At 34.5% G+C, this 23,242-nt stretch carries 21 protein-coding genes; 16 read left to right on the top strand and 5 right to left on the bottom strand.

Annotated features, from left to right (window positions below; translation table 11 throughout):
- Window positions 1-186: 186 nt before the first annotated feature.
- Window positions 187-558, top strand: a complete 372-nt coding sequence (locus QYS47_RS14455; protein ID WP_302123596.1) for a VOC family protein — start codon at window positions 187-189, stop codon at window positions 556-558.
- A 55-nt stretch (window positions 559-613) separates the two neighbouring features.
- Here the strand turns inward: QYS47_RS14455 and QYS47_RS14450 are convergent, their stop codons facing one another.
- From QYS47_RS14450 to QYS47_RS14430, 5 genes are all read right to left on the bottom strand, one after another.
- Window positions 614-1,618 carry an adenosine kinase gene (locus tag QYS47_RS14450; protein WP_322346909.1) on the bottom strand — a complete coding sequence of 335 codons (1,005 nt, stop codon included), beginning with the start codon at window positions 1,616-1,618 and terminating at the stop codon, window positions 614-616.
- Window positions 1,619-1,785: 167 nt separating this feature from the next.
- On the bottom strand, window positions 1,786-2,685 hold the full coding sequence (locus QYS47_RS14445) for a glycerophosphodiester phosphodiesterase family protein (RefSeq protein WP_302123597.1): 900 nt from the start codon (window positions 2,683-2,685) through the stop codon (window positions 1,786-1,788).
- Between the two features lie 69 nt (window positions 2,686-2,754).
- Entirely contained in the window at window positions 2,755-3,630 is an 876-nt protein-coding gene (locus tag QYS47_RS14440; RefSeq protein ID WP_302123599.1) for a DUF5777 family beta-barrel protein, read from the bottom strand.
- A complete protein-coding gene (locus QYS47_RS14435) occupies window positions 3,620-4,171 on the bottom strand; it encodes a YceI family protein (RefSeq protein WP_302123601.1) in 552 nt (183 codons plus the stop codon). The genes QYS47_RS14440 and QYS47_RS14435 overlap by 11 nt, the downstream gene beginning before the upstream one ends.
- Window positions 4,168-4,674 carry a Rieske (2Fe-2S) protein gene (locus QYS47_RS14430; protein ID WP_302123604.1) on the bottom strand — a complete coding sequence of 169 codons (507 nt, stop codon included), beginning with the start codon at window positions 4,672-4,674 and terminating at the stop codon, window positions 4,168-4,170. The genes QYS47_RS14435 and QYS47_RS14430 overlap by 4 nt, the downstream gene beginning before the upstream one ends.
- Window positions 4,675-4,804: 130 nt before the next feature.
- Between QYS47_RS14430 and QYS47_RS14425 the strand changes: the two genes are divergently transcribed.
- The 15 genes from QYS47_RS14425 (at window position 4,805) to ftsZ (ending at window position 23,224) form a co-directional block, all read left to right on the top strand.
- Window positions 4,805-6,202 (top strand): MATE family efflux transporter, encoded by a 1,398-nt coding sequence (locus tag QYS47_RS14425; RefSeq protein ID WP_322346908.1) that lies wholly within the window; start codon window positions 4,805-4,807, stop codon window positions 6,200-6,202.
- A 22-nt stretch (window positions 6,203-6,224) separates the two neighbouring features.
- Window positions 6,225-7,364 (top strand): CaiB/BaiF CoA transferase family protein, encoded by a 1,140-nt coding sequence (locus QYS47_RS14420; RefSeq protein WP_322346907.1) that lies wholly within the window; start codon window positions 6,225-6,227, stop codon window positions 7,362-7,364.
- A gap of 350 nt (window positions 7,365-7,714) precedes the next feature.
- Window positions 7,715-8,161 carry a division/cell wall cluster transcriptional repressor MraZ gene (mraZ, locus tag QYS47_RS14415; RefSeq protein ID WP_302101696.1) on the top strand — a complete coding sequence of 149 codons (447 nt, stop codon included), beginning with the start codon at window positions 7,715-7,717 and terminating at the stop codon, window positions 8,159-8,161.
- Window positions 8,162-8,166: 5 nt separating this feature from the next.
- Window positions 8,167-9,072: a 16S rRNA (cytosine(1402)-N(4))-methyltransferase RsmH gene (rsmH, locus tag QYS47_RS14410; protein WP_322346906.1), complete on the top strand. Its 906-nt coding sequence runs from the start codon at window positions 8,167-8,169 to the stop codon at window positions 9,070-9,072.
- Complete coding sequence (locus QYS47_RS14405) at window positions 9,069-9,452, top strand: FtsL-like putative cell division protein (RefSeq protein ID WP_308356014.1); 384 nt, start codon at window positions 9,069-9,071, stop codon at window positions 9,450-9,452. Before rsmH ends, QYS47_RS14405 begins: the two co-directional genes overlap by 4 nt.
- The gene (locus QYS47_RS14400) at window positions 9,442-11,538 is read left to right on the top strand and encodes a penicillin-binding protein (RefSeq protein ID WP_308356015.1); all 2,097 of its coding nucleotides are present in this window, start codon (window positions 9,442-9,444) and stop codon (window positions 11,536-11,538) included. Before QYS47_RS14405 ends, QYS47_RS14400 begins: the two co-directional genes overlap by 11 nt.
- On the top strand, window positions 11,538-13,004 hold the full coding sequence (locus tag QYS47_RS14395; RefSeq protein ID WP_322346905.1) for a UDP-N-acetylmuramoyl-L-alanyl-D-glutamate--2,6-diaminopimelate ligase: 1,467 nt from the start codon (window positions 11,538-11,540) through the stop codon (window positions 13,002-13,004). Before QYS47_RS14400 ends, QYS47_RS14395 begins: the two co-directional genes overlap by 1 nt.
- Before the next feature lie 6 nt (window positions 13,005-13,010).
- Window positions 13,011-14,228 carry a phospho-N-acetylmuramoyl-pentapeptide-transferase gene (mraY, locus tag QYS47_RS14390; protein WP_308356017.1) on the top strand — a complete coding sequence of 406 codons (1,218 nt, stop codon included), beginning with the start codon at window positions 13,011-13,013 and terminating at the stop codon, window positions 14,226-14,228.
- Window positions 14,229-14,378: 150 nt separating this feature from the next.
- Window positions 14,379-15,743: a UDP-N-acetylmuramoyl-L-alanine--D-glutamate ligase gene (gene murD, locus QYS47_RS14385; protein WP_322346904.1), complete on the top strand. Its 1,365-nt coding sequence runs from the start codon at window positions 14,379-14,381 to the stop codon at window positions 15,741-15,743.
- Window positions 15,743-16,924, top strand: a complete 1,182-nt coding sequence (locus QYS47_RS14380) for an FtsW/RodA/SpoVE family cell cycle protein (protein ID WP_308356019.1) — start codon at window positions 15,743-15,745, stop codon at window positions 16,922-16,924. The genes murD and QYS47_RS14380 overlap by 1 nt, the downstream gene beginning before the upstream one ends.
- Window positions 16,925-18,031 (top strand): undecaprenyldiphospho-muramoylpentapeptide beta-N-acetylglucosaminyltransferase, encoded by a 1,107-nt coding sequence (murG, locus tag QYS47_RS14375; protein WP_322346903.1) that lies wholly within the window; start codon window positions 16,925-16,927, stop codon window positions 18,029-18,031.
- Window positions 18,028-19,425, top strand: coding sequence for a UDP-N-acetylmuramate--L-alanine ligase (murC, locus tag QYS47_RS14370; protein WP_322346902.1), 1,398 nt, complete (start codon window positions 18,028-18,030; stop codon window positions 19,423-19,425). The genes murG and murC overlap by 4 nt, the downstream gene beginning before the upstream one ends.
- Window positions 19,415-20,179, top strand: a complete 765-nt coding sequence (locus QYS47_RS14365) for a cell division protein FtsQ/DivIB (protein WP_322346901.1) — start codon at window positions 19,415-19,417, stop codon at window positions 20,177-20,179. Before murC ends, QYS47_RS14365 begins: the two co-directional genes overlap by 11 nt.
- 24 nt (window positions 20,180-20,203) lie before the next feature.
- Window positions 20,204-21,520 carry a cell division protein FtsA gene (gene ftsA, locus QYS47_RS14360; protein WP_308356023.1) on the top strand — a complete coding sequence of 439 codons (1,317 nt, stop codon included), beginning with the start codon at window positions 20,204-20,206 and terminating at the stop codon, window positions 21,518-21,520.
- A gap of 123 nt (window positions 21,521-21,643) precedes the next feature.
- Window positions 21,644-23,224: a cell division protein FtsZ gene (gene ftsZ / locus QYS47_RS14355; RefSeq protein ID WP_308356024.1), complete on the top strand. Its 1,581-nt coding sequence runs from the start codon at window positions 21,644-21,646 to the stop codon at window positions 23,222-23,224.
- Window positions 23,225-23,242: the final 18 nt, after the last annotated feature.

The following is a 23,242-nucleotide window of genomic DNA, read 5'->3' as shown; positions in this document are numbered from 1 at the left end:
TTTGGCCATAATCTTGCATTTGCAACTACTTACATATTGATGATATCTATAACAATGATCGCTTTATTTGTAGTTAATCTTTTAATATTGAAATTAAAATCTGCTAAACATTAAGTCATTCAGCTACGGAATGCATTTTTTATTGAAAAAATTGTAATTTGATTGAAGAACCAATACAATCAAATTATGAGATTAGGAGCATTTTCAATAAGCTTAGCAGTTAAAGATCTTAAAGTTTCCAAAGAATTTTATGAAAAGTTAGGCTTCCAAGTTTTAAGTGGAGATTTAGATAAGAATTATCTCATCATGAATAATGAGAACTCTTTAGTAGGCTTATTTCAAGGAATGTTTGAAGAAAATATTCTGACTTTTAATCCAGGATGGAATGAGAATGGAGAAGATATCAATCCTTTTGATGATGTTAGAAAAATTGAAAAGGATTTGAAATCAAAAGGATTAGAACTAATACAGGCAACCGATGGAAGTAAAGAAGGTCCTGCAAATATTATCTTAAAGGATCCTGATGGTAATACGATTTTGATTGACCAGCATAGGTGATTAAAAAAAATGCCCTTCGAGAAATCGAAAGGCATTTGATTAAATGTTCATCCTATTATTCAGCTGTCCATCTGCTTAGGATTTCTTTGGCATCTGGCCAGCTTAACCTTGGGCCTAATTGTGTTACAATTTTAGAACTTGCTAAAGAAGCTAATTTCCCAGCATCTGCGAAGCTATGCCCATGTGTAATGGCAAATAAAAATGCTCCTGCGAACATATCACCAGCACCATTGCTGTCTATTGCTTGAACTTGATAAGGTTCAATATCAATAAAGGTATCACCATCGTAAATGATAGCTCCATTTTTACCTTGAGTAATTGCAAACTTTTTTGCTACTTTTTTAAGTTCTTCTCTTATACTTTTTATATCATTTTCTCCTGTGAAAAGTGCTGCTTCTTCTTCATTACAGAATAACATATCAACACTTGCACCCACTACTGATTCCATTTGTTCTTTGAAATACTTAACCATAGATGGATCAGAGAATGTAAGGGCTACTTTTACATCGTTTTCTTCAGCAATTTTTTTAGCCTTTTGCATAGCTGCTAAACCACTTTCTGATGTTACTAAATAGCCTTCTAGGTATAAATATTTTGAATCTTTTAATGCGTATTCATGAATTTCCTTTTCAGAAAAATCAGAGGTTATCCCTAAAAAAGTATTCATTGTTCTTTCAGCATCAGGAGTAGTCATCACCAATACTTTTCCTGTAGTACCGTGAGGCGCAGTTTCAGGTGTTAAAACCGTGTCAATTCCATTTTCTTTTAAATCTTTCAAAAAGAACTTACCTTCCATGTCATTAGCTACCTTACAAGAATAAAATCCTTTTGCGCCAAATTGACTAGAAGCAACCAATGTGTTAGCAGCTGAACCACCACCTTGCATGTGTTCTTCAGTGATTTTCATAGAATTTAATAGCTCCGCTTGTCTTTCTTCTTCTACCAAGGTCATAACGCCTTTTTCGACCTTGTTTGCCAAAACGAACTCTTCTGAAACTTCAGTTATGATATCTACCAAGGCATTTCCAATCCCGTAGATGTCGTATTTTTTATTAGACATAAATATTAATTAGTATTTTATAATTAGTGAATCTGAGATCGCTTTAGTTTAACGAAAACAGAAACCTGTTAGGTTTTTCTATTAAAATTAAAGAGGAATAAAATAGCGAATTCGCTATTAAATTTTCAAAGCTAACAGGTTTTTTAATTTCTAATATTTAGGCAAAATTAAGGATTCTTACGGAATTTGTCGGCTAATTCCGGATAATCTGTAATGATGCCATCTATGCCTAATTTTATAAGTCTCTTGGCATCTTTTTCCTCATTTACCGTCCACGGAATCACCTTTACATTTTGTTCGTGTAATTCAGTTAACATTTCATTGTCAACTAATTGAAAATAAGGACTGTAAATTTCAGGTGTAAAGCCTAAGTCTTCAAATTGTTGCTCATATGCACCACTTTCAAAAACTAAAGCTGCTAAAGTTACTTTTGGGTAATTTTTGCGAAAGTGTTTTAATACATTAAAATCAAATGATTGAATATTCCATTTCTCTGATGGGTAATTTTCAGATAGCACATTATATACTAATTTGTTAAATTCTTTAATTTCAGGATGAAACTCACCTTTCATTTCTTCCTCATATTTTACTTCAACATTCATATGAGGTAATTCAATTCCTTTTTCACCACAATAAGACTTTGTTTTATTTATAATGTCAATTAAAAGCGGTTTCGATGAGCTGGAAGTTTTCTGGTTAGGAAAATCAGGATTTTGAATAGTTCCACAATCACATTTTTGTAAATCAGAGTAGTTCATTTTGTAAATGTTCCATTCTTTTTCCTCTGCCTCAGGAATTGGGTTTCCTGCAGTATCTAGGCAAATTTTATGATTTAGAAATGGCTCATGAGATAGAACGACTTTGCCATCTTTTGAAATGACAACATCCATTTCTAAAGTATTCATGTTTTGTTCTAAAGCATATTGAAAGGCAGCCCAAGTGTTTTCAGGATAAACCCCACGTGCACCTCGATGACCTTGCCAATCGATGTTTTCATAGCTTTCAGGGTTTTGTTTACAACTAATGATCGAGAATAAAATTGATGAGACAATTATTAGGTTTTTCATTTTAAAGTAGTTTTATAACTCCTAATTACTAAAAATTAATTTAGATATAAATTATCCAAATGTTAAATGTTACTCATTTGACCCCAATGAGAAAACTCGATTAACGTTAAAGCCTAATCGAAAACCTTCGCCAACAACACCATTTTGTGAGCTCAGTAAATATTGTTCATTTAAACTAGAGCCTGTAACAAAATACATTTGAAAAACGTGACCACCAGCTTCCAAATCATAGCCAATCCCAACATTTGGTCTTAAGCCATTAGTTAAATTAGGAATGAATTGAACGGTAAACGTACTTCTGCCGAATGCTCTGTATTTTCCAGAGAAGCCTAAAGCCGCATTTATTTCTTCCGTGCTGTTATTAAGGAATATATCTTGAGGGTCTTCAAAATATGCGACCATAGGACTTATTTGAAGGCTTAATTTTTTATTAAACTTTCTTGCCAACATAATTTGACCGAAGTAAGAGGAACGTTGTCTGAATGTGGGGTTTTCCGTTCCTAAAAATTTATAATTGCTAGTATTAACAGCATAATTCAACATAGCGGATATTGAAAGTGGTGTTGAATCATCTAGCTTTTGCTTAATAATATGGTATCGTGTATAAAAATCATATACTTTGTCTAAACTACTTCTTCCAAAGCCAACAGACCATCTATCACTAATTCCATATTCAAAACTTAATCTAATATTTGCTCCGTTATCTATGCCCCAAAGGTTTTGTCCTCCATTATCAATGGTGCCAAAAGTATGCATAATTGCCCAATGAAGATTGTTAGCACCTAAAGGTTCAACGGTAAGTAAATTTATATTTCTTGGGGCCTCAAATGTGAGTTCAACATCAGGATTTTTATTTACAAGTTTACGCTCTAGTTGTGCATAACTAGTTTGCACCATTGAGAAGACTAATATTAATGCTAAACAATAATATTTTTTATTTTTCATTTAAAATGGCTTTAATTTCTACATCTTGAACATCAGCAAGTTCGTAACCTAGGAGGGAAGGTTTTTCAATATTGTGGTCTTTCAAGGCTACTTTAAATTTAGCTTCTAGAATTAATTTTCCTTCATCATTTAATTTTAACCTTCCATTTATTTCTTTTTGTTGTTTTTCACCATGAATGGTGAAATCTCCTTTAGCAACCACTTTTAAACCACGCTGTAAAGTTTGTTTATTAATCTGCTCAATATTCTCTATCGTACCTGTAAATTCTGCATAAGGATAATCATTAGTTTCTAAATAGCTATCCCTCATATGAGAATCCCTAAGTGAAATCCCTGTTTTTATGGTGTTCAAATCAATGTAGAAATCAACTAGGTTTTTATCTAAATCAATTAAACCATTCAAATAACTAGAATTTCCATCAAACTCATTAAGTGGCGCTCTGGAGATAAATTTGATAGAACCATCATCAGTAATATAGGCTTGTGACAATGCGTTCTCTGAAAAACACCATATAAGAAATAGTATAAGAATTTTCTTCATTTCGTTATTGTAACTATGTCTTCTTCAACAATAACACTAAATTTTTGTAAATCACCATTTGCTGGGCCGCTAACTACTTCTCCGTCTGTTGTAAATACAGATCCGTGACAAGAACATACAAAATTTCCTCCTTGTAAGGACCAATCTTTATCACAACCGGAGTGAGTGCAAACAGAAGTTAAGGCTTTAATTTCACCATCATTAACCACTAAAGTTTGGGCTTCTTCAATCAGTACCCAACCACCATTTGAATTTAATTCATCTATTACAGTTAAATCAATTGTTATTGTGTTTCCATCAATTTGAATTCCTTCTGTTGTATTTCCACCATCAGTTGGATTAGAAGAATTATTGTCAGGAGTGGGGTCATTTTCATCACTACATGAAGTGAAAAATGATAATCCAAACATGCTCATTACAGCAAAACCACCTGCTTTTTTAAGAAAGTCTCTTCTTTCTTCGGTTAAGGAGCCTTTTTTAATTCTAGTTTTAATCTTTTCCATAGTCTTTAGTTTAGTTCATCAATAACCGCCACTTTCATTTAATGTTTTGATATACAGTTCTCTGAAAAAAGGCGTATAAGTTGTCAACTTAAGTTGAGAATAGATTTACTTTGCATTTTCATCTATAATTATGCTACAAAGAATTAAGAGATATATTGTTTTCCTTCAATATGCCATAAAAGGAACAAATGAAGACTTAACCAATATAAAGATTAGCAGAGCTATAATTTTATTGGCCGTTCCTATGGTTCTGGAAATGGTTATGGAATCACTTTTTGCAGTGGTTGATGTATTTTTTGTTGCTCAAGTTGGCACTAATGCTGTAGCAACTGTAGGTTTAACCGAGTCCGTGATCACAATAGTTTATTCATTAGGTATTGGGCTTAGTATGGCTGCAACTGCTATGGTTGCAAGAAGAATAGGGGAAAAGAAAAACAAAGAAGCCGCTCATACATCAGTACAAGCGATAATTGTAACTGTGTTTATTTCTATTATTTTAAGTGTTTCAGGCTTCATTTTCGGGGAAGATATATTACGATTGATGGGAGGTTCTGAGGCTTTAATCCAAGAAGGGAAATGGTATACTAAAATTCTATTTGCCAGTAATGGAACTATTATGCTGCTATTCTTAATAAATGGAATTTTTAGAGGTGCTGGAAACGCATCCATTGCAATGCGTGCTTTATGGGTGAGCAATATTTTAAACATGATATTGGATCCAATATTCATTTTTGGATTTGGACCAATCCCAGAAATGGGAGTTACTGGAGCTGCAATTGCCACGGCCATAGGTAGAAGTATTGGAGTCTTGTATCAACTTTATCATTTATTGAAAGGAACAGGAGTAATAAGCGTTTCTTTTCATCATTTAAAACCTGATTTTTCTATTATAAAAAGAATAGTGAAAATTGCTTCGGGTGGGGTAGGGCAATTTTTAATTGAATCCGCCAGTTGGATATTTTTGGTTAGAATCATTTCAAATTTTGGCAGTGAAGTTTTAGCAGGTTATACCATTGCACTCCGCATTATTATTTTTACCATACTGCCCTCCTTCGGAATCAGTAATGCAGGAGCAACTTTAGTGGGTCAAAACTTGGGGGCTAAATTTCCCGAAAGAGCAGAGAAGTCAGTTTGGCTCGCTGCTCGTTATAATGTGATTTTCCTATTTACAGTTTCTTTAGTGTTTTTCATCTTTTCAAATGAAATCGTTGGAATTTTTACAGATGTAGCAGCAGTAAAAGCTGAAGCCATTAAAGCAGTTCGATTCATTTGCTTTGGCTACATCTTTTTTGCTTACGGAATGGTGTTGAGTCATGCTTTCAACGGTGCAGGAGACACCAAAACGCCAACTATCATCAATTTTGTATGTTTTTGGCTATTTCAAATTCCTTTGGCTTATTATATAGCAAATCAAATGGGTTATGGTTCAAATGGTGTCTATATTGGGATTGTTTCGGCTTTCGCTCTTCTTGCCATTATTTCAATTATTTGGTTTAAGAGAGGTAAATGGAAGTTAACAGAAGTTTAGAATCGTAATGATCTAATGTTTTATGGAGGGTATTTTTAAAGAATTGAGAGTTTTAGAACTAGCAAATGTGCTTGCAGGCCCATCTGTAGGTCAGTTTTTTGCTGAGTTGGGGGCTGAAGTAATCAAAATCGAAAACCCCAAAAGTTGCGGAGATGTAACGCGATCTTGGAAATTAAAGAATGAAGAAAAGGAAAGCTCTGTGTCTGCTTATTTTTCTTCAGCGAATTGCGGTAAAAAATCCATTGCTTTAGATCTATCGAATCAGGAGGATTTATCTATATTTTATGAACTTGTAAAGATCTCAGATGTAGTGATTGCAAGTTATAAGTCAGGTGATGCCCAAAAGCTTAAAGTTGATTTTGAATCCTTAAAATTATTAAATCCAAAAATTATATATGGTCAAATTACTGGTTATGGTGAGCATGATAAAAGGGTAGGTTATGATGCTATAATTCAGGCAGAAAGTGGATTTATGAAGATGAATGGTGAACCTGGTGGGAAATCCTTAAAGATGCCGGTTGCCCTTGTGGATGTATTAGCAGCTCATCAGCTTAAAGAAGCAATTTTACTGGCCTATATAAACCTTTTAAAAAATGGGGTGGGTTCAAAAGTTTCCGTTTCTTTATTTGAATCAGCTGTATCAGCCTTGGTAAATCAAGCTACGAATTATCTGGTTGCTAAACATATTCCAACAAAGATGGGGACAGAGCATCCTAATATTGCTCCTTATGGAACAGTGTTAAGAACGAAAAACCAAAAAGAAATACTTTTGGCCGTTGGAACGGATAAACAATTCAGGAACCTCTGTAAGGTTTTAGGATTGGGAAATATTGTTGATGATCAGCGGTTTAAATCGAATTCTGAGCGCGTTCAAAATAGGGAAATCATAAATCAATATCTTTTAGAAAAAGCTGAAAATATTCTGGCTGAAGAATTGATTCATCAACTAAATTCAGCAAATGTACCCGCTGGAGTTTTGAAATCGATTGATGAAGTTTTTGAAACAAAAGAAGCTTCCGAAATGATTTTTCAAGAAGGTGAAAACCCCCACGGATTAAGACATTTTGTGGGGGAAATTCAATTTATGGAAAAAATCTCCCACCTTCCCCCACCACCAGAATTAGATGCGGATAGAGCCGAAATTCTATCCTTATTGAGATGAAAATCACTTTTTCTGAAAAATTCTTAATTTCAAATATTACACGTGCTGAAATAATTAATAATTTTCACTTCTCTCTGATTTACAATCCTTTACCTTCTAATCTTTCAATAATTATATCCAGTCTTATTATTCTGGTTATCAGTATCTTATGTCATATTAATACCTCTTGAAATTTCACTTCTAATTTTTTATTTCCTGGCCTTAAAATGCTTTTAAGCTATATTTTCTTTTAAAATTTGGGGATGAAAATGTAATCTTTTGAAGAAAAGTGTAAAAAAGTGGGGGAAAGTGGTATGAAATGTCGCATATTGTTTTAGCTTTGCATATAAGAAATTGTGTAAAATGTAAGCATGGCATTCTTCACCGGTGAATATGATTGTAAGCTAGACGCCAAAGGGCGAATGGTCTTGCCAGCCAAGATCAAAAACAGCCTTCCAGAGGGAAGCGGTGATGAGCTTGTCGTGCGCAGAGGATTTGAACCATGTTTGGTATTATATCCTATGCTTGAATACAAAAAGATATTTTCTAAAATCGCTGGCTTGAATGAATTTAATGCTGAATACAGAAATCTTCAGCGTAATTTCTTTAGGGGCAATGCAATCGTGGAACTTGATAGTGCAGGAAGAATTTTGATTCCTAAAAATATGATGTCCTTTGCTGGACTTCAAAAGGAGTCAATTGTTGTGGGGATGGGAAATCGAGTTGAAATATGGGAACCATCTAAATATGATGATTACCTGATTAAGGACCAGAAAGAATTTTCTGAATTAGCTGAGAAACACCTTTTTGAATCTTAATCAATATGAGCGAATATCACGAACCGGTTATGTTACAGCAATGTCTGGATGGATTGGCTATAAAGCCATCTGGAGTTTATGCCGATTTAACTTTTGGCGGAGGCGGACATACTAAAGCAATTTTAGAGAAGTTAACCGATGGTAGGTTATTCAGCTTCGATCAAGATCAAGATGCTGAAGCAAATGCTGAGACCATTGATCATCCAGGCTTTGAATTTGTTCAAGCAAATTTCAGATATATTAAGAAGTATTTAAAACTGTATGGAGTTAAACAGCTCGATGGAGTTTTAGCTGATTTGGGAGTTTCTTCCCATCAGTTTAATAAAGCAGAAAGAGGATTTTCTACTCGTTTTGACGCTGAATTGGATATGAGAATGGATCAAAATGCTTCATTATCTGCCAAACAGGTCATTAATGAATACAGTGAAGCAGACTTACATAAAATTTTTGGGCTATATGGTGAGGTTAGAAATGCAAAAACTTTAGCAGCTGCTATAGTTTCAGCCAGAAATAATAATCCCATTAATACCATAGGAGAGCTTAAAGCTGTTTTGGAGAAATTTGCCAAAAGAGGTAGAGAGAATAAATATTATGCTCAGGTATTTCAAGCCTTAAGAATTGAAGTGAATGAAGAATTGAAGGCTTTAGAGGAGGTTCTACTTCAAATGGAAGAAGTAATAAAACCAGGTGGGAGATTGGTTGTAATGAGTTATCATAGTCTTGAAGATAGGCTAGTGAAGAATTATATCAATAAAGGGAAATTAGACGGCCATGAAGAGAAAGATTTTTATGGTAATGTATTAAAACCTTTTAAAGCCTTAACTCGCAAGCCCGTAGTAGCTGATGATGAAGAGGTTGAGAGAAATAATAGAGCAAGAAGTGCAAAATTAAGAATTGCTGAAAAGTTATGAAAGGGAACACTTTTAAAGCAAAGGATAAAAATAAAGCTAAGGACTCATCTTCTGGAAGCATCTTTTCCAGATTAGATAAGAGAATAGGTGGAAATGCTCAAGATGCTGGCTTACCAGTAAAGTATCTTCCCTATGTTCTTTTTTTAGTGGCTATGGGTATTTTCTACATAGGGAACAGTCATTATGCTGATAAAACTACTAGAAAAATTGACAAACTGCACCAAGAAGTAGAAGATCTTAGAGCAGATTATACCACATTAAAATCAGAATATATGTTTGCTTCGAAGCAATCTGAAGTGGCTAAAAAAGTTAAAAAATTAGGATTAAAAGAGTCAGAAAAGCCACCCTTTAAAATAGTAGTAGAGAAAGGTGAATATTAAGAAGTCCATATTACTAAGAGTAAGACTAGCATTTTTGGCAATTGTAATTTTTGCTGGGGCTATCATGTATCAGATTTTCCATATCCAATGGATGGATGGTGAAAAATGGAAAAAGATGGCAGAAGAAATTACCATGAGTTATCAGGAAGTGAAAGCTACCAGAGGAAATATATATTCCGATAATGGGAGCTTGTTAGCTACCTCTTTGCCTTTTTATAAGGTGGCTTTTGATCCGACTATCGCTGACGAACAACTTTTTAGAGAAGGCATTGATTCTTTAAGCTTAATGCTAGCTAAAAACTTTGGGAACAGTAAAACTTATTATAAACAAAAAATTACTTCTGCTAGACAAAAGGGAAGGCAGTATATCTTCTTAACAAGAGATTTAATTGGTTATCAAAAGAAAAAGGAAATGGAAACCTGGCCTATCTTCAGAGAAGGAAGATTAGGTGGAGGAGTAATTTTTACTAAAACAGATAAAAGATTCCGTCCATTCTCTAATCTAGCTTTTAGAACAATAGGCTTCTTGAATGAGAATGATTATGGAGCAGGATTAGAATACAGTTTTAATAAATATTTAGCTGGCACTAACGGCAAAGCATTATTTCAAAAAATATCTGGCAGTAGCTGGAGACCTGTAAATGATGGATCTGAAATAAGACCAAAAGATGGATTTGATATCCAAACTACTATTGATATAAACTTACAAGATGTATCAGAATCAGCGCTTTTAAGACATTTGATAAAGCATGATGCGGATATGGGCTGTGTGGTTGTAATGGAAGTTGAAACGGGTGAAATTAAAGCCATTTCTAATCTTAAAAAGTTAAAGAATGGTAAGTATGGTGAGGTTTATAACTATGCTGTGGGAAGTCATGGATTAAGAGAACCTGGTTCTACTTTCAAATTAGCTTCTTATATGGCTTTATTGGAAGAGAAAGAAATTCAATTATCAGACTCCATAGAGACTGGTGATGGCCAATTAAAATTTTATAAAGAAACGGTAAGAGATCATAAGCCGGGTGGTTACGGTACCATTACTATAGAAGAAGCTTTTAAAAAATCTTCCAATATTGCAATTGCTAAATTAATTGATGAAACCTTTAGAGAAAATCCTCAAAGATTTTTGGACTATTTGAAAATTATGGGTTTAACACAGCCTTTAGGTTTTCAAATGGTAGGAGAGGGTAAACCTAATATTCCACCTATTAAAAAATGGAGTGGTATTACATTGCCATGGATGGCTTATGGCTACGGTTTGGAATTAACTCCGCTTCATACACTAACATTATATAATGCCATTGCAAATAATGGAAAAATGATCCGTCCGCTTTTAGTGAAATCAATTAAAAAGACAGATAAGGAAATTAATACTTTCAAAACTAGTGTAATCAGTGATCAAATATGCTCTGAAGAAACACTTAAAAAACTTAAAAAAATGCTTGAAGGAGTTGTTGAGGAAGGAACAGCCTCCAATATCAACAATGCAGAATATAAAATTGCTGGTAAAACGGGCACAGCCCAAAGTCTAAAGAATGGTAGATATGTAAGGCAGTATTACACCTCTTTTGCTGGGTATTTTCCAGCGGATAATCCAAAATATTCAGCTATAGTTGTGATGGATAATCCTAAAGGATATCAGCAATATGGTTCTGATGTAGCGGCTCCGGTATTCAAAGAAATTGCAGATAAGATTTATGCGCTAGATTTAAATATGCACGATGAGTACGAATTGGAGGAGAAGCCTGAGGAAGGAATATTCCCTGTAGTACAAGCAGGGAATAGAAGTGATTTAGCTTCGATGCTTAACTATTTAGGTGTTTCTAACCACGCAGAATCTCAAGATGTAGACTGGGTAAGAGCTTCTATTCATAACAATTCAATTAAATGGAAACCAAATAATCAACATCAAAATGGATTAGTGCCAGATGTTAGAGGAATGACTTTAAGAGATGCACTTTATTTATTAGAAAATACAGGTCTTCAAGTACAAGTAAAAGGAAGTAAAGGTAGAGTGATGCAGCAATCTCAATATCCGGGATCGCGAGCATTAAAAGGTAGCACTATTAAATTAGAAGTAGGTTAGTGGCAATTTTAAAAGACATATTATACAAAGTAAAATTAGTGAGCATATCTGGTGCTACTGATATTTCTGTTGATGCTATTCAATTCGATTCGAGGATTGTAGGATCAGGAGATGTTTTTGTAGCCGTTAAAGGTACTCAAGTAGATGGTCATGATTATATAGGCAAAGCTGTTGAGCAAGGTGCTGTAGCTGTAATTTGTGAAGATATCCCGCATAATATTCATCCTGAAGTTACTTATGTTCAAACTGAGGATTCTGCTAAGGCTTTAGGCATCATGTCCGATAACTATTATGATCATCCTTCTGAAAAATTAAAATTAGTTGCAGTTACAGGTACTAATGGTAAAACTACTACTGTAAGCTTGCTTCATAAATTATTCATGAGTTTAGGATATCACACCGGAATGATATCCACGGTTCAAAATCAAATTGATGATCTGGTAATTCCTGCAACTCATACGACTCCTGATGCATTACAGTTGAATGCTTTATTGAGCAAGATGGTAGATCATGGATGCACTATGGTTTTCATGGAAGCTAGTAGCCATGCGATTGCTCAGGAAAGAATGGCGGGTCTAAAATTAGCAGGTGCTATTTTCACCAATATTACCCATGAGCATCTAGATTATCATAAGACTTTTGATAATTATATAAAAGCTAAGAAAAAGTTGTTTGATGATCTTCCATCAGATGCTTTTGCTTTAGTAAATGTGGATGATAAAAGAGGAATGGTGATGCTTCAGAATTGTAAAGCATCAAAGAATACTTATTCCTTAAAAATGATGGCGACTTACAAAGCAAAAGTTTTGAACAATTCACTCCAGGGATTAGAGCTTACAGTGGATCAGAAAGATGTTTGGTTCAGACAGATCGGTTATTTCAATGCATATAATCTACTTGCGGCTTACGCAACTGCTAATCTATTAGAAGAAGATAGTGAAGAAGTATTGATGCACTTATCTCAAATAGAATTGAACAATGGGAGGTTTGAGCAAGTACCCAATAAAGCAGGTATTACTGCAATAGTGGATTATGCACATACTCCTGATGCATTAGAAAATGTGTTGAATACTATTGATAACATCAGAACGGGTAATGAACAAGTATTAACTGTAGTAGGCTGTGGTGGGAATAGAGATACAGAAAAAAGGCCAGTTATGGCTGAGATTGCTTGCAGATATAGCGATAGAGTGATTCTCACTTCTGATAATCCACGCTATGAAGAGCCTGAAGCCATTATTGCAGATATGCAAAAAGGAGTGCCGATTTCGCAAATAAGAAAAGTAACAAATCTTCCTGATAGAAAAGAAGCTATTAAGCTTGCTTGCAGCTTTGCTCAGAAGGGAGATATCATATTAGTGGCCGGAAAAGGTCATGAAACTTATCAGGAAATAAAAGGAGAAAGAAGCCATTTCGATGATAAGGAAGTAGTAAATGAAATGTTAAATCTAATACATAACAAATAGAATAGGGTGTTATATTATTTATTCGACTTCTTAAATAAAAAATTAGATCTTCTGGGAGCAGGGGTGTTTCAATACATCTCTTTCAGAGCTGGAATGGCTACGCTTTTTTCACTTTTGATTACAATTACTTTCGGCAAGCAATTGATCAATGCCTTAAGAAGAAAGCAAGTAGGCGAAACGGTTCGTGATTTAGGTTTAGATGGACAAATTGAAAAGGCTGGAACTCCAACTATGGGAGGGATAATGATTATTCTTGCTATAGTAATTCCAGTATTACTGTTCTCGAAAATTGATAATATTTACATCATTTTATTATTAATCTCAACCGTATGGATGGGGTTAATAGGCTTCTTAGATGACTATATCAAAGTATTTAAAAAGAATAAAGAAGGTTTACAGGGTAAATTCAAAGTATTCGGACAAATTGGTTTAGGCCTTATAGTGGGCTTAACACTATTCTATCATCCTGATGTGACAGTAAGGGAATTTGGGGATCCCGTAAGCGTTTCTGATGGTGTTGAAATGGTGACAGAAAGCTCATTTGAAGATGTGAAGTCGATGGTAACTACTATCCCTTTCTTCAAAAACAATGAATTTGATTACAGCAATATTTTCCCATTTCTACCTGATGGTTATACGGTTATCATTTATGTTTTATGGGTGATATTCATCGTTACAGCAGTTAGCAATGGAGCTAATATCACTGATGGAATTGACGGTCTAGCGGCTGGAACTTCAGCTATAATAGGTTTAGCTCTAGCCATTTTCGCTTATGTATCGGGTAATGCTATTTTTTCGCAATATCTCAACATCATGTTTATACCAAACAGTGGAGAAATTGTGATTTTCTGTGCGGCATTTGTTGGGGCCTGCGTAGGCTTTTTATGGTATAACACCCATCCAGCTCAAGTTTTTATGGGGGATACAGGTAGTCTTTCTATCGGGGGGATAATTGCTGTACTGGCTCTTGTAATCAGAAAAGAACTTTTGATACCTGTTTTATGTGGGATATTCTTAATTGAAAATCTATCAGTAATTATTCAAGTAAGTTATTTCAAATACACTAAAAAGAAATACGGAGAAGGAAGAAGAATATTCTTGATGTCTCCACTTCATCATCATTATCAGAAGAAAGGGATTCATGAATCTAAAATTGTAAACCGATTTTGGATTGTAGGAATATTATTAGCCATTATTTCAGTAGCAACTTTAAAATTAAGATAAAGCCCTTTAAACCCCAAAGGGGAAATTGGGATAGCATTAAAAGAGAAAATTGAATCATGAGTAGGTCGGTACCTTAGGCCAGACCGGAGTTAGATAAAATTGAAATAGATAGAAGTGAGTTAGAAATAAATAGAAATAAGAAAATAGACAGTGAATAAAAGAATCATCATATTAGGAGCAGGAGAAAGCGGAACAGGTGCTGCTTTGCTAGCAAAAGCAAAGGGATATGATGTTTTTGTGTCTGATTTTGGAACCATATCTGACTCATTTAAAGAAAAATTATACAATGCTCATATTCAATTTGAAGAAGGTAAACACACTGAAGAAAAAATATTAAATGCAGATACGATTATTAAAAGCCCTGGAATAAATCCAGAGGTTGAGATAATTAAAAAGGCTGTAGCTAAAAACATCAAAGTGATAGATGAGCTTGAATTTGCTTACCAATTCACAAAAGGGAAAATAATTGCGATTACGGGAACCAATGGTAAATCTACTACTACGATGATGACTTATCATTTGCTAAAAGAAGCAGCTTTGTCAGTAGGTTTAGGGGGGAATATTGGAAAAAGTATGGCTGCTCAATTAGTTGATCAGGATTATGATTGGTGGGTATTGGAGTGTAGCAGTTTCCAGATTGATGGCTTTGTTGATTTTAAGCCTCATATCGCGGTACTTTTAAATATTACACCTGATCACTTAGATCGTTATCACTATAAAGTTGAAAACTATGTGAACGCTAAGTTTTCACTATTCAAAAATCAATCTGAGGAAGATTTTGCCATTTTGGTTGAAGGCAATCAACTGATTAATGAAGCATTACCGAAGTATAATATTGAAGCGGAAATCCTAAATGTTGGCTTTACAAATCAATCATTAAATGCATTTGCTGATTCTTCTGAGATCGTAATCAATATAGAGGACAAAAAACATCATTTTTCACAATCACTGCTTCCCATAAAAGGAAGACATAATCAAATCAATGCTATGGCGTCTATTTTAACTGCGAAACTGACTAAAATTAAAGATGATCAAATTAAAGAGAGTTTACCAAAATTCAAGAGCATTCAGCATAGACTTGAATCTGTTGGTAACATACATGGTGTTGAATTTATAAACGATTCTAAAGCTACTAATGTAGATGCAGTTTATTATGCCCTGGAAGCTTTTAGTCGCCCAATAATATGGATAGTAGGTGGAGTCGACAAAGGAAATGATTATAGCCAGTTAGACGCAGTTAGTGGAAATGTGAAAGCTATTATCTGTTTAGGAAAAGATAATGATAAGATTAAGAAGCACTTTAAGGATAGATGCCCAATAATAGAGGAAACACAATCTATGCAGGAAGCGGTAAAAATTGGATATCATCTATCGAAAGATAGAGAGGTAGTTTTATTATCTCCAGCTTGTGCCAGCTTTGATTTATTCAAAAATTATGAAGATAGAGGAAATCAGTTTCGTTTAGCTTTTCAATTATTAGAGAGAGAAATCGAATTAAAGAAAATATCACAGTAATGCTTAATATTCAAAACATAAAGGCATGGACAGATAAGCATCTTAAAGGAGACCCGGTAATTTGGTCTGTGGTCTTTGCTTTAGGGATGCTTAGTATTTTGGTGGTATACAGTGCCACTGGAAGTATAGCGTATTTCAAATTTGGTGGAAATACTGAATACTACTTAATAAGACATAGCTTTTTAGTATTGTTAAGCTTTTTAGCTATGTGGGTAGCCCATAAAATAGATTATAGATATTATTCTAAATTGTCAAGATTGGCCTTATGGTTATCTGTTCCATTGTTAATTTTTGCATGGCAGTTTGGTGTGAATTTGAATAGTGCATCACGGTGGATCACGATTCCTTTCATTAATCAATCTTTTCAGCCATCTGATTTAGCAAAACTAGCTTTGATTATCAATTTGGCAGGGATGCTTTCGAAGCGGCAACAAAATATTCATGATTTTAAAAAGTCACTTATCCCAATGTTAGGGTGGTGTGGTTTAATCTGTGGTTTAATTGCCATGACTAATTTATCGACCGCAATATTATTATTCTTAACCTGTATGCTACTTTTATTTATTGGTAGAATACCCGTGAAGTATTTAGCTATGTTGGCTTTTGTGGGTGTTTTTGCGGTTAGTATAGCAATGGTAGTAGGGCAAAGGGGAGAGACAGCAATTAGTAGAGTTGAAAATTTCATCAATAAAGAAAATGTACCGTATCAAGCTCAGCAATCTTATATCGCTGTAGCCACTGGAGGGATTACAGGTAAAGGTCCGGGAAATAGTTCACAAAGAAATTTCCTGCCAGAGGCATTTTCTGATTTCATTTTTGCCATTGTAGTGGAGGAATATGGAATGATAGGAGCGGGCATTGTAATTTTATTGTATCTCACTCTTCTCTATAGAGGAATGAAAGCGGCAGCTGCCAGTGGTAGGGCCTACGGAGGATTACTTTCTGCAGGACTGAGTTTCGCGATCGTAATTCAAGCCATGGTAAATATGGCTGTCGCAGTTGGTTTAGGGCCGATTACAGGTTTACCATTGCCCCTATTAAGTATGGGAGGGACTTCTTTATTATTTACAGGTATAGCAATGGGAATAATATTAAGCGTAAGCAGAGGAGAAATAGAAGAAACTCCCGATGCATTGAGTAAAAAACAATTTTCAAACTTACCTAAAAAAGAAGCAGCTTAAATGGATATGCAAAAACCATATCGATTTATTTTAAGTGGAGGGGGCACTGGCGGTCACATATTTCCTGCATTAGCTATTGCTGATGAGATTAAAAGTCAATTGCCTAATGCTGAAATTTTATTTGTAGGTGCTGAGGGTAAGATGGAAATGCAAAAAGTGCCAGAAGCTGGATATAAAATATTTGGCCTACCGATAGCAGGCATTCAAAGAAGTTTGTCCATAAAGAATTTGAGTTTCCCTTTTAAATTATTGAATAGCTTAAAGCAGGCAAAAAAGATTGTGAAAAACTTCAAGCCAGATGCTGTTATTGGAGTTGGCGGATATGCTAGTGGCCCTACTTTAAGAGCCGCTTCAAATCTTGGAATACCTTGTTTATTACAGGAGCAAAATTCATATGCTGGCTTAACCAATAAATGGTTAAGAAAAAAGGTGAAGCAAATTTGTGTGGCTTATGATGGAATGGAAAAATATTTTCCTCAATCGAAGCTTAATATAACTGGTAATCCAATTAGGAAAGATTTATTGAACTTACCTGCTAAAAAAGAAGCTTTAAAAAGTTTTGATTTAGAAGAAGGTAAGAAAACTATACTGGTTTTAGGAGGAAGTTTAGGAGCAAGGACAATTAATGAAAGCATTGTTCAGAATTTAGAATTACTGAATAATGATACTATTCAAATGCTTTGGCAAACAGGCAGACTTTATCATAAAGAAATGCTATCAAGATCTGACAAGGCTAATGAAGATAATGTGAAGATATTGGAATTCATTAAAAATATGGGGGCTGCTTATGCTGCAGCTGATATTATTATTTCTAGAGCAGGAGCACTATCTGTTTCAGAATTGGCGGTAGTAGCTAAACCTGTTGTATTTGTGCCTTCACCTAATGTAGCTGAGGATCATCAAACTAAAAATGCAATGGCTTTGGTTAAAGAAAATGCTGCTGAAATAGTAAAAGATGAGAATTCTATAAAAGAACTATTGCCTACTACTTTATCACTGTTGCAAAATGAATATAAGCAGACTGAATTAGCGAAAAATATTAAGAAAATGGCAAAACCAAACGCCACTCAAGATATAGTATCGATTATTTTTAAAATGATTGAATGAATATAAAAAATATACATAACGCATATTTCATCGGGATTGGAGGGATTGGCATGAGTGCACTTGCTCGCTGGTTTCACCATAATGGGATAAATGTTTATGGTTATGATAAAACATCAACCGACCTTACAAATAAACTGAATGAAGAAGGAATTTACATTCATTTTAATGATGAAGTAGAGGCAATTCCTGAATTTGTACTTGAATCAAGTACTAAAAATATTGTAGTGTATACTCCTGCAATTCCTAAAGATCATATTGGTTTTAATTTCCTGAAAGAAAAAGGGATTGAGATGTTGAAAAGATCTGAAGTTTTAGGATTGCTAACAGAAGGCATGTTTACAGTTGCAGTTGCGGGTACCCATGGTAAAACGACTACAAGCTCAATGGTGGCTCATTTGTTAAAAAGTGGCAATAAAGATATCGCAGGATTTTTAGGTGGCATTACTACCAATTATGGTACTAATATGGTCATGAATGAAAAGGATTATAAAAAAGCTATTATTGTGGTAGAGGCTGATGAATATGATCGGTCATTCTTAACCTTAAAACCTAATATCGCAATTGTTACTTCTACAGATGCTGATCACTTAGATATTTATGGTCAAATAGGAGAACTTAAAAAGTCTTTTTCTTTATTTTTAGAGAAGGTGAATCCAAATGGTGATATTTATATTAAGGATGGTCTTTGGGATGAAATAGCTAATAAAAAGATAAAAGCTAAACCTCAATCTTACGGAATTAATGCTGGAGATATACGAGCTTTAAATGTTCAGGCAAAGAATGCGAAATTTGTATTTGATGTAGCTTTTAGGAATAATACAATTGAAGGTTTCGAATTGTCAGTTCCTGGCTTTCATAATGTTGAAAACGCTGTTGCGGCTATTGCAGTAGCATATCAACTTGGAATTAAACCTGAATTAATTCAAAAGGGAATAAAGTCATACAAGGGTGTAAAGAGAAGATTTGAATATATAATCCAGAGAGAAAACTTTGTTTTCATTGATGATTATGCTCATCATCCTAGTGAGATCAGAGCCATGCTTACATCCGTGAGATCTTTATACCCAGGTAAAAAAGTGAGTGTATTATTTCAACCTCATTTGTTTTCAAGAACTCGTGATTTTGCCTCTGAATTTTCACAAAGTTTAAGTCTGGCGGATGAAGTCATATTGTTAGATATTTATCCTGCAAGAGAGTTGCCAATAGAAGGTGTGAATAGCAATATGTTGCTGGAATCAATCCAAGCTAATGAAAAGATTAAGATTGAAAAAGAAAAGGCAATTGAGTATTTACAAAATAAAGATTTCGAGGTCTTTATCACTATGGGAGCAGGAAATATTGATCAATTAGTACAACCCTTAAAAAATATATTTGAAAAGCAGTATGCAGCTTAAAAAGTCTTTAAATATTGCCCTGAAGATCGTTTTACCAGTTATAATATTTTTGGTAACTATTGGCTTTGTAAGCAAAAAGCAGAATGAAGTCTTATGCAAAAAGATCATTATTAATATTGAAAATCAGCAAGGAAACTTCTTCTTAAATGAAGCTGATATTAACAGCCTTTTAACCAAGAATGGCAATGAAATGATTTTGAATCTTCCATATGAAAAATTTAAATTAAAAGATTTGGAAGAAAGGGTTAATGCACATAAGTTTATCCAAACGGCAGAGGTATATAGAGACTTGGCTGGGAATATGATGGTAGATGCAGTTCAGGCCAGACCTATTGCAAGAATATTTGATCCAAACGGTGAAGATCACTATATAAGTGATCAAGGGAAAATACTTCCAGTTTCAGATCGATTTACTGCTAGAGTAATGGTATTGTCTGGAGATTTTTTCAATCCTTATTTAGAAAAGGATATGCTAGCTGATCAAGCTGGAAAAGATTTGTTTCATTTTATTAAGTTTATAGAGCAAGATAAATTTTGGAGTGCACAGTTTGCACAATTAGAAGTAGATGATAGAGGAATAATAAATATATACCCACAGGTTACTAAACAGTTGATCGAATTTGGGACGGTGTATAATTATTCTGATAAATTATCAAAACTTAAAATTTTTTATGATAAGATATTGCCCGATCGCGGGTGGAATCGATACGATCGTGTAAATTTACAGTTTAAAGAACAAATCATTTGTGAATAGAATAACCTAAGGCGATACATGGATATGCAAAATGATAAAATAGTAGTCGGATTAGACATAGGAACCACTAAAATATGCGTGATAGTGGGCCATAAAAATGATTATGGTAAACTAGATGTTTTAGGTATGGGTAAGGCCGTATCTGATGGTGTGGTAAAAGGAAAAGTCATCAATATTGAGAAGACTATTCTGGCCATCAAAAAGGCTGTGGAAGAAGCAGAAGATAATTCCGGTATCGATATAAAAGTGGTGAATGTAGGGATTGCAGGTCATCACATCAGAAGTTCAATACAAAGAGGTAGTATCACACGTGATGATAGAGAGGAAGAAATTACCGTGGAGGATGTTAATCGCCTTACCAACGATATGCATCGTATGGTAATTCCTGCTGGTAATCAGATAATTCATGTAATGCCACAGGTATATACGGTTGATTATGATGACGGTATAAAAGATCCTGTAGGAATGACAGGTATTCGCCTTGAAGCTGATTTCCATGTGATCACTGCTGATATTAATTCAATCAATAACATCCAAAAATGTGTTAAAAGAGCAGGTTTGGATATAGAAAATATGATATTGGAGCCTTTAGCTTCTAGCTTGGCTGTATTATCAGATGATGAAAAAGAAGCGGGAGTGTGTTTAGTAGATATAGGAGGTGGAACAACTGATATTGCCATTTTCCATGAAAATATAATTCGACATACAGGCGTAATTCCTTTCGGAGGTAATATCATTACTTCTGATATCAAGGAAGGATGTATGGTAATGCAACAGCAGGCTGAATTACTTAAAACTAAATTTGGTAGAGCTATCTCAACTGAAGCAAGTGAAAATGAAATTGTTTCAATTCCTGGCTTACGAAATAGAGCGCCAAAAGAAATATCCATTAAAAACCTAGCTCATATTGTTGAAGCTAGAATGGAAGAGATTATTGATTTAGTACATGCAGAGATATTAGCGTCAGGTTATGAAGGTCGCCTTGCTGGTGGAATTGTAATCACTGGTGGTGGGTCGCAGATGCATAGTGCTCGTCAATTAGTAGAATATTTAACAGGAATGGATGCTCGTATTGGATATCCAAATGAGCATTTAGGAAGAACAAAAATAGAGGCTGTTAAAAGCCCGATGTATGCCACATCAGTTGGTTTAGTATTGGCAGGTTATCGTTCCATTGATGAACGAGAAAATAGATACCTTGAAGCAAAGTTGAATAATCAGAATATGTTTATCAACCATAAGCAGAAAGGTTCAAAAAGAGAAGGAGACTTTTTTTCAAAAATTATCAATAAGACCAAGAGCTTTTTGATAGATGATTTTGACGATAAAGATGACTATTAATTAGTGCCTATTAGGCAATTACAAGAAAATCTCTAGAGGTTACTAATGTTGAGTATTAAAGAGATTTTTAGTGTAGAAAATTAAATATCGAATGATATCGAAAGGATATAAAACACGGATATTATGACTGAAGGAGCTTATAAATTCGAAATTCCAAAACACCATAAATCTATTATTAAAGTAATAGGTGTTGGTGGCGGTGGCAGTAATGCTGTTAATCACATGTTTAATCAGGGCATCAGAGATGTAGAGTTCATAGTATGTAATACTGACTCACAAGCACTCAAATCAAGTCCTGTGCCTAACAAATTACAAATTGGAACTAATCTGACAAGCGGATTGGGTGCTGGCGCTAATCCTGAAAAAGGAAAAGATGCGGCCCTTGAAAGCAAAGAAGATATTAGAGACTTACTAGGTAATGATACCAAAATGGTTTTCGTTACGGCTGGTATGGGCGGAGGTACTGGTACAGGAGCTGCTCCTGTAATCGCCCGTATAGCTAAAGAAATGGATATCCTAACGGTTGGAATTGTAACCTCTCCATTCAGTTTTGAAGGCAAGAAAAAAGTCAGACAGGCGGAAGAAGGTATTCGTCAATTAAAGGAAAACTGTGATACGGTTTTGGTTATTCTCAATGATAAGTTGAGAGAGATTCACGGAAATCTTACTATTGGTAATGCATTTGCGAAAGCAGATAATGTATTAACAACAGGAGCAAAAGGGATTGCTGAAATCATAACAGTTCCAGGTCAGGTAAACGTGGATTTTGAAGATGTTAAAACTGTAATGAAAAATGCTGGTGCAGCTGTTATGGGATCTGCCAAAACCGATGGTGACGGTAGAGCATTAAGAGCAGCAGAGGAAGCATTATCTTCTCCTTTATTGAATAATACCGATATCTTGGGAGCTCAAAAAATATTGCTGTCCATCATTTCTGGTGAAAAAGCAGAACTCCAGATGGATGAATTAACTGAGATCACAGATTATATTCAAGAAAGAGCTGGAGATGAGGCTGAGGTGATTTTCGGTCATGGTGTGGATGAAACTTTAGGTGAAGGATTGTCCGTAACAGTTATTGCAACTGGTTTCGATCAAACAGGATACAAAGAAAATGCTATTCCTCATAAAGAGGCCCGTAAGGTATATGATTTAGATTCTAATAAGCAGATAACGCTTTTTGGTGACGAACAAAAGGAAGATAAGCCTAAGCAAGAACCAAAAACTGACTCTAGACCCTTTACTTTTGAAAAAAGAAATACACAGCAAGAATCTAGACCTAATGCTGATGAAGAAAGAGGCTATTCATTTGGATTTCCTTCTAAAAAACAGGAAGAGCCTGAATATATAGAAGAAGAAAATGAGTATGCTGATGATTTCACAGAAAGTTTATCTCATGATTATGAAATTGTAGATCATACGGAAAATATGGGGAACCAAGATGATTTAGATAAACGTGAAGCTGAACATCAGGAAATGTTAAGAAGAAGATCTATTGAAAGAATAGAGAAGCTTAAAAACTTAAATGGTGGTCATACGAATACTCCTGAAGCCTACAAGCAAATGGAAGTACCCGCTTATAAGCGTAAGCAAGTAAAATTGAAAGATGTTCCGCATTCTTCTGAAAAGAACATATCACGTTTTAATTTAAATGATGATAATCAGATACTAGGCAATAATAAGTTTTTACATGATAATGTAGATTGATCTTATTTTAAGTCATAA

The sequence above is a fragment of the Marivirga arenosa genome, from assembly GCF_030503875.2.
Classification (GTDB): Bacteria; Bacteroidota; Bacteroidia; order Cytophagales; family Cyclobacteriaceae; genus Marivirga; species Marivirga arenosa.
This window is presented reverse-complemented; position numbering and strand designations above follow the sequence as displayed.

Excerpts from the sequence above, each read along its gene's own strand:
- QYS47_RS14455 (WP_302123596.1), top strand. The coding sequence starts at position 187 with ATGAGATTAGGAGCATTTTCAATAAGCTTAGCAGTTAAAGATCTTAAA.
- QYS47_RS14450 (WP_322346909.1), bottom strand. The coding sequence starts at position 1,618 with ATGTCTAATAAAAAATACGACATCTACGGGATTGGAAATGCCTTGGTA.
- QYS47_RS14445 (WP_302123597.1), bottom strand. The coding sequence starts at position 2,685 with ATGAAAAACCTAATAATTGTCTCATCAATTTTATTCTCGATCATTAGT.
- QYS47_RS14440 (WP_302123599.1), bottom strand. The coding sequence starts at position 3,630 with ATGAAAAATAAAAAATATTATTGTTTAGCATTAATATTAGTCTTCTCA.
- QYS47_RS14435 (WP_302123601.1), bottom strand. The coding sequence starts at position 4,171 with ATGAAGAAAATTCTTATACTATTTCTTATATGGTGTTTTTCAGAGAAC.
- QYS47_RS14430 (WP_302123604.1), bottom strand. The coding sequence starts at position 4,674 with ATGGAAAAGATTAAAACTAGAATTAAAAAAGGCTCCTTAACCGAAGAA.
- QYS47_RS14425 (WP_322346908.1), top strand. The coding sequence starts at position 4,805 with ATGCTACAAAGAATTAAGAGATATATTGTTTTCCTTCAATATGCCATA.
- QYS47_RS14420 (WP_322346907.1), top strand. The coding sequence starts at position 6,225 with ATGGAGGGTATTTTTAAAGAATTGAGAGTTTTAGAACTAGCAAATGTG.
- mraZ (WP_302101696.1), top strand. The coding sequence starts at position 7,715 with ATGGCATTCTTCACCGGTGAATATGATTGTAAGCTAGACGCCAAAGGG.
- rsmH (WP_322346906.1), top strand. The coding sequence starts at position 8,167 with ATGAGCGAATATCACGAACCGGTTATGTTACAGCAATGTCTGGATGGA.
- QYS47_RS14405 (WP_308356014.1), top strand. The coding sequence starts at position 9,069 with ATGAAAGGGAACACTTTTAAAGCAAAGGATAAAAATAAAGCTAAGGAC.
- QYS47_RS14380 (WP_308356019.1), top strand. The coding sequence starts at position 15,743 with ATGCTTAATATTCAAAACATAAAGGCATGGACAGATAAGCATCTTAAA.
- murG (WP_322346903.1), top strand. The coding sequence starts at position 16,925 with ATGGATATGCAAAAACCATATCGATTTATTTTAAGTGGAGGGGGCACT.
- murC (WP_322346902.1), top strand. The coding sequence starts at position 18,028 with ATGAATATAAAAAATATACATAACGCATATTTCATCGGGATTGGAGGG.
- QYS47_RS14365 (WP_322346901.1), top strand. The coding sequence starts at position 19,415 with ATGCAGCTTAAAAAGTCTTTAAATATTGCCCTGAAGATCGTTTTACCA.
- ftsA (WP_308356023.1), top strand. The coding sequence starts at position 20,204 with ATGCAAAATGATAAAATAGTAGTCGGATTAGACATAGGAACCACTAAA.
- ftsZ (WP_308356024.1), top strand. The coding sequence starts at position 21,644 with ATGACTGAAGGAGCTTATAAATTCGAAATTCCAAAACACCATAAATCT.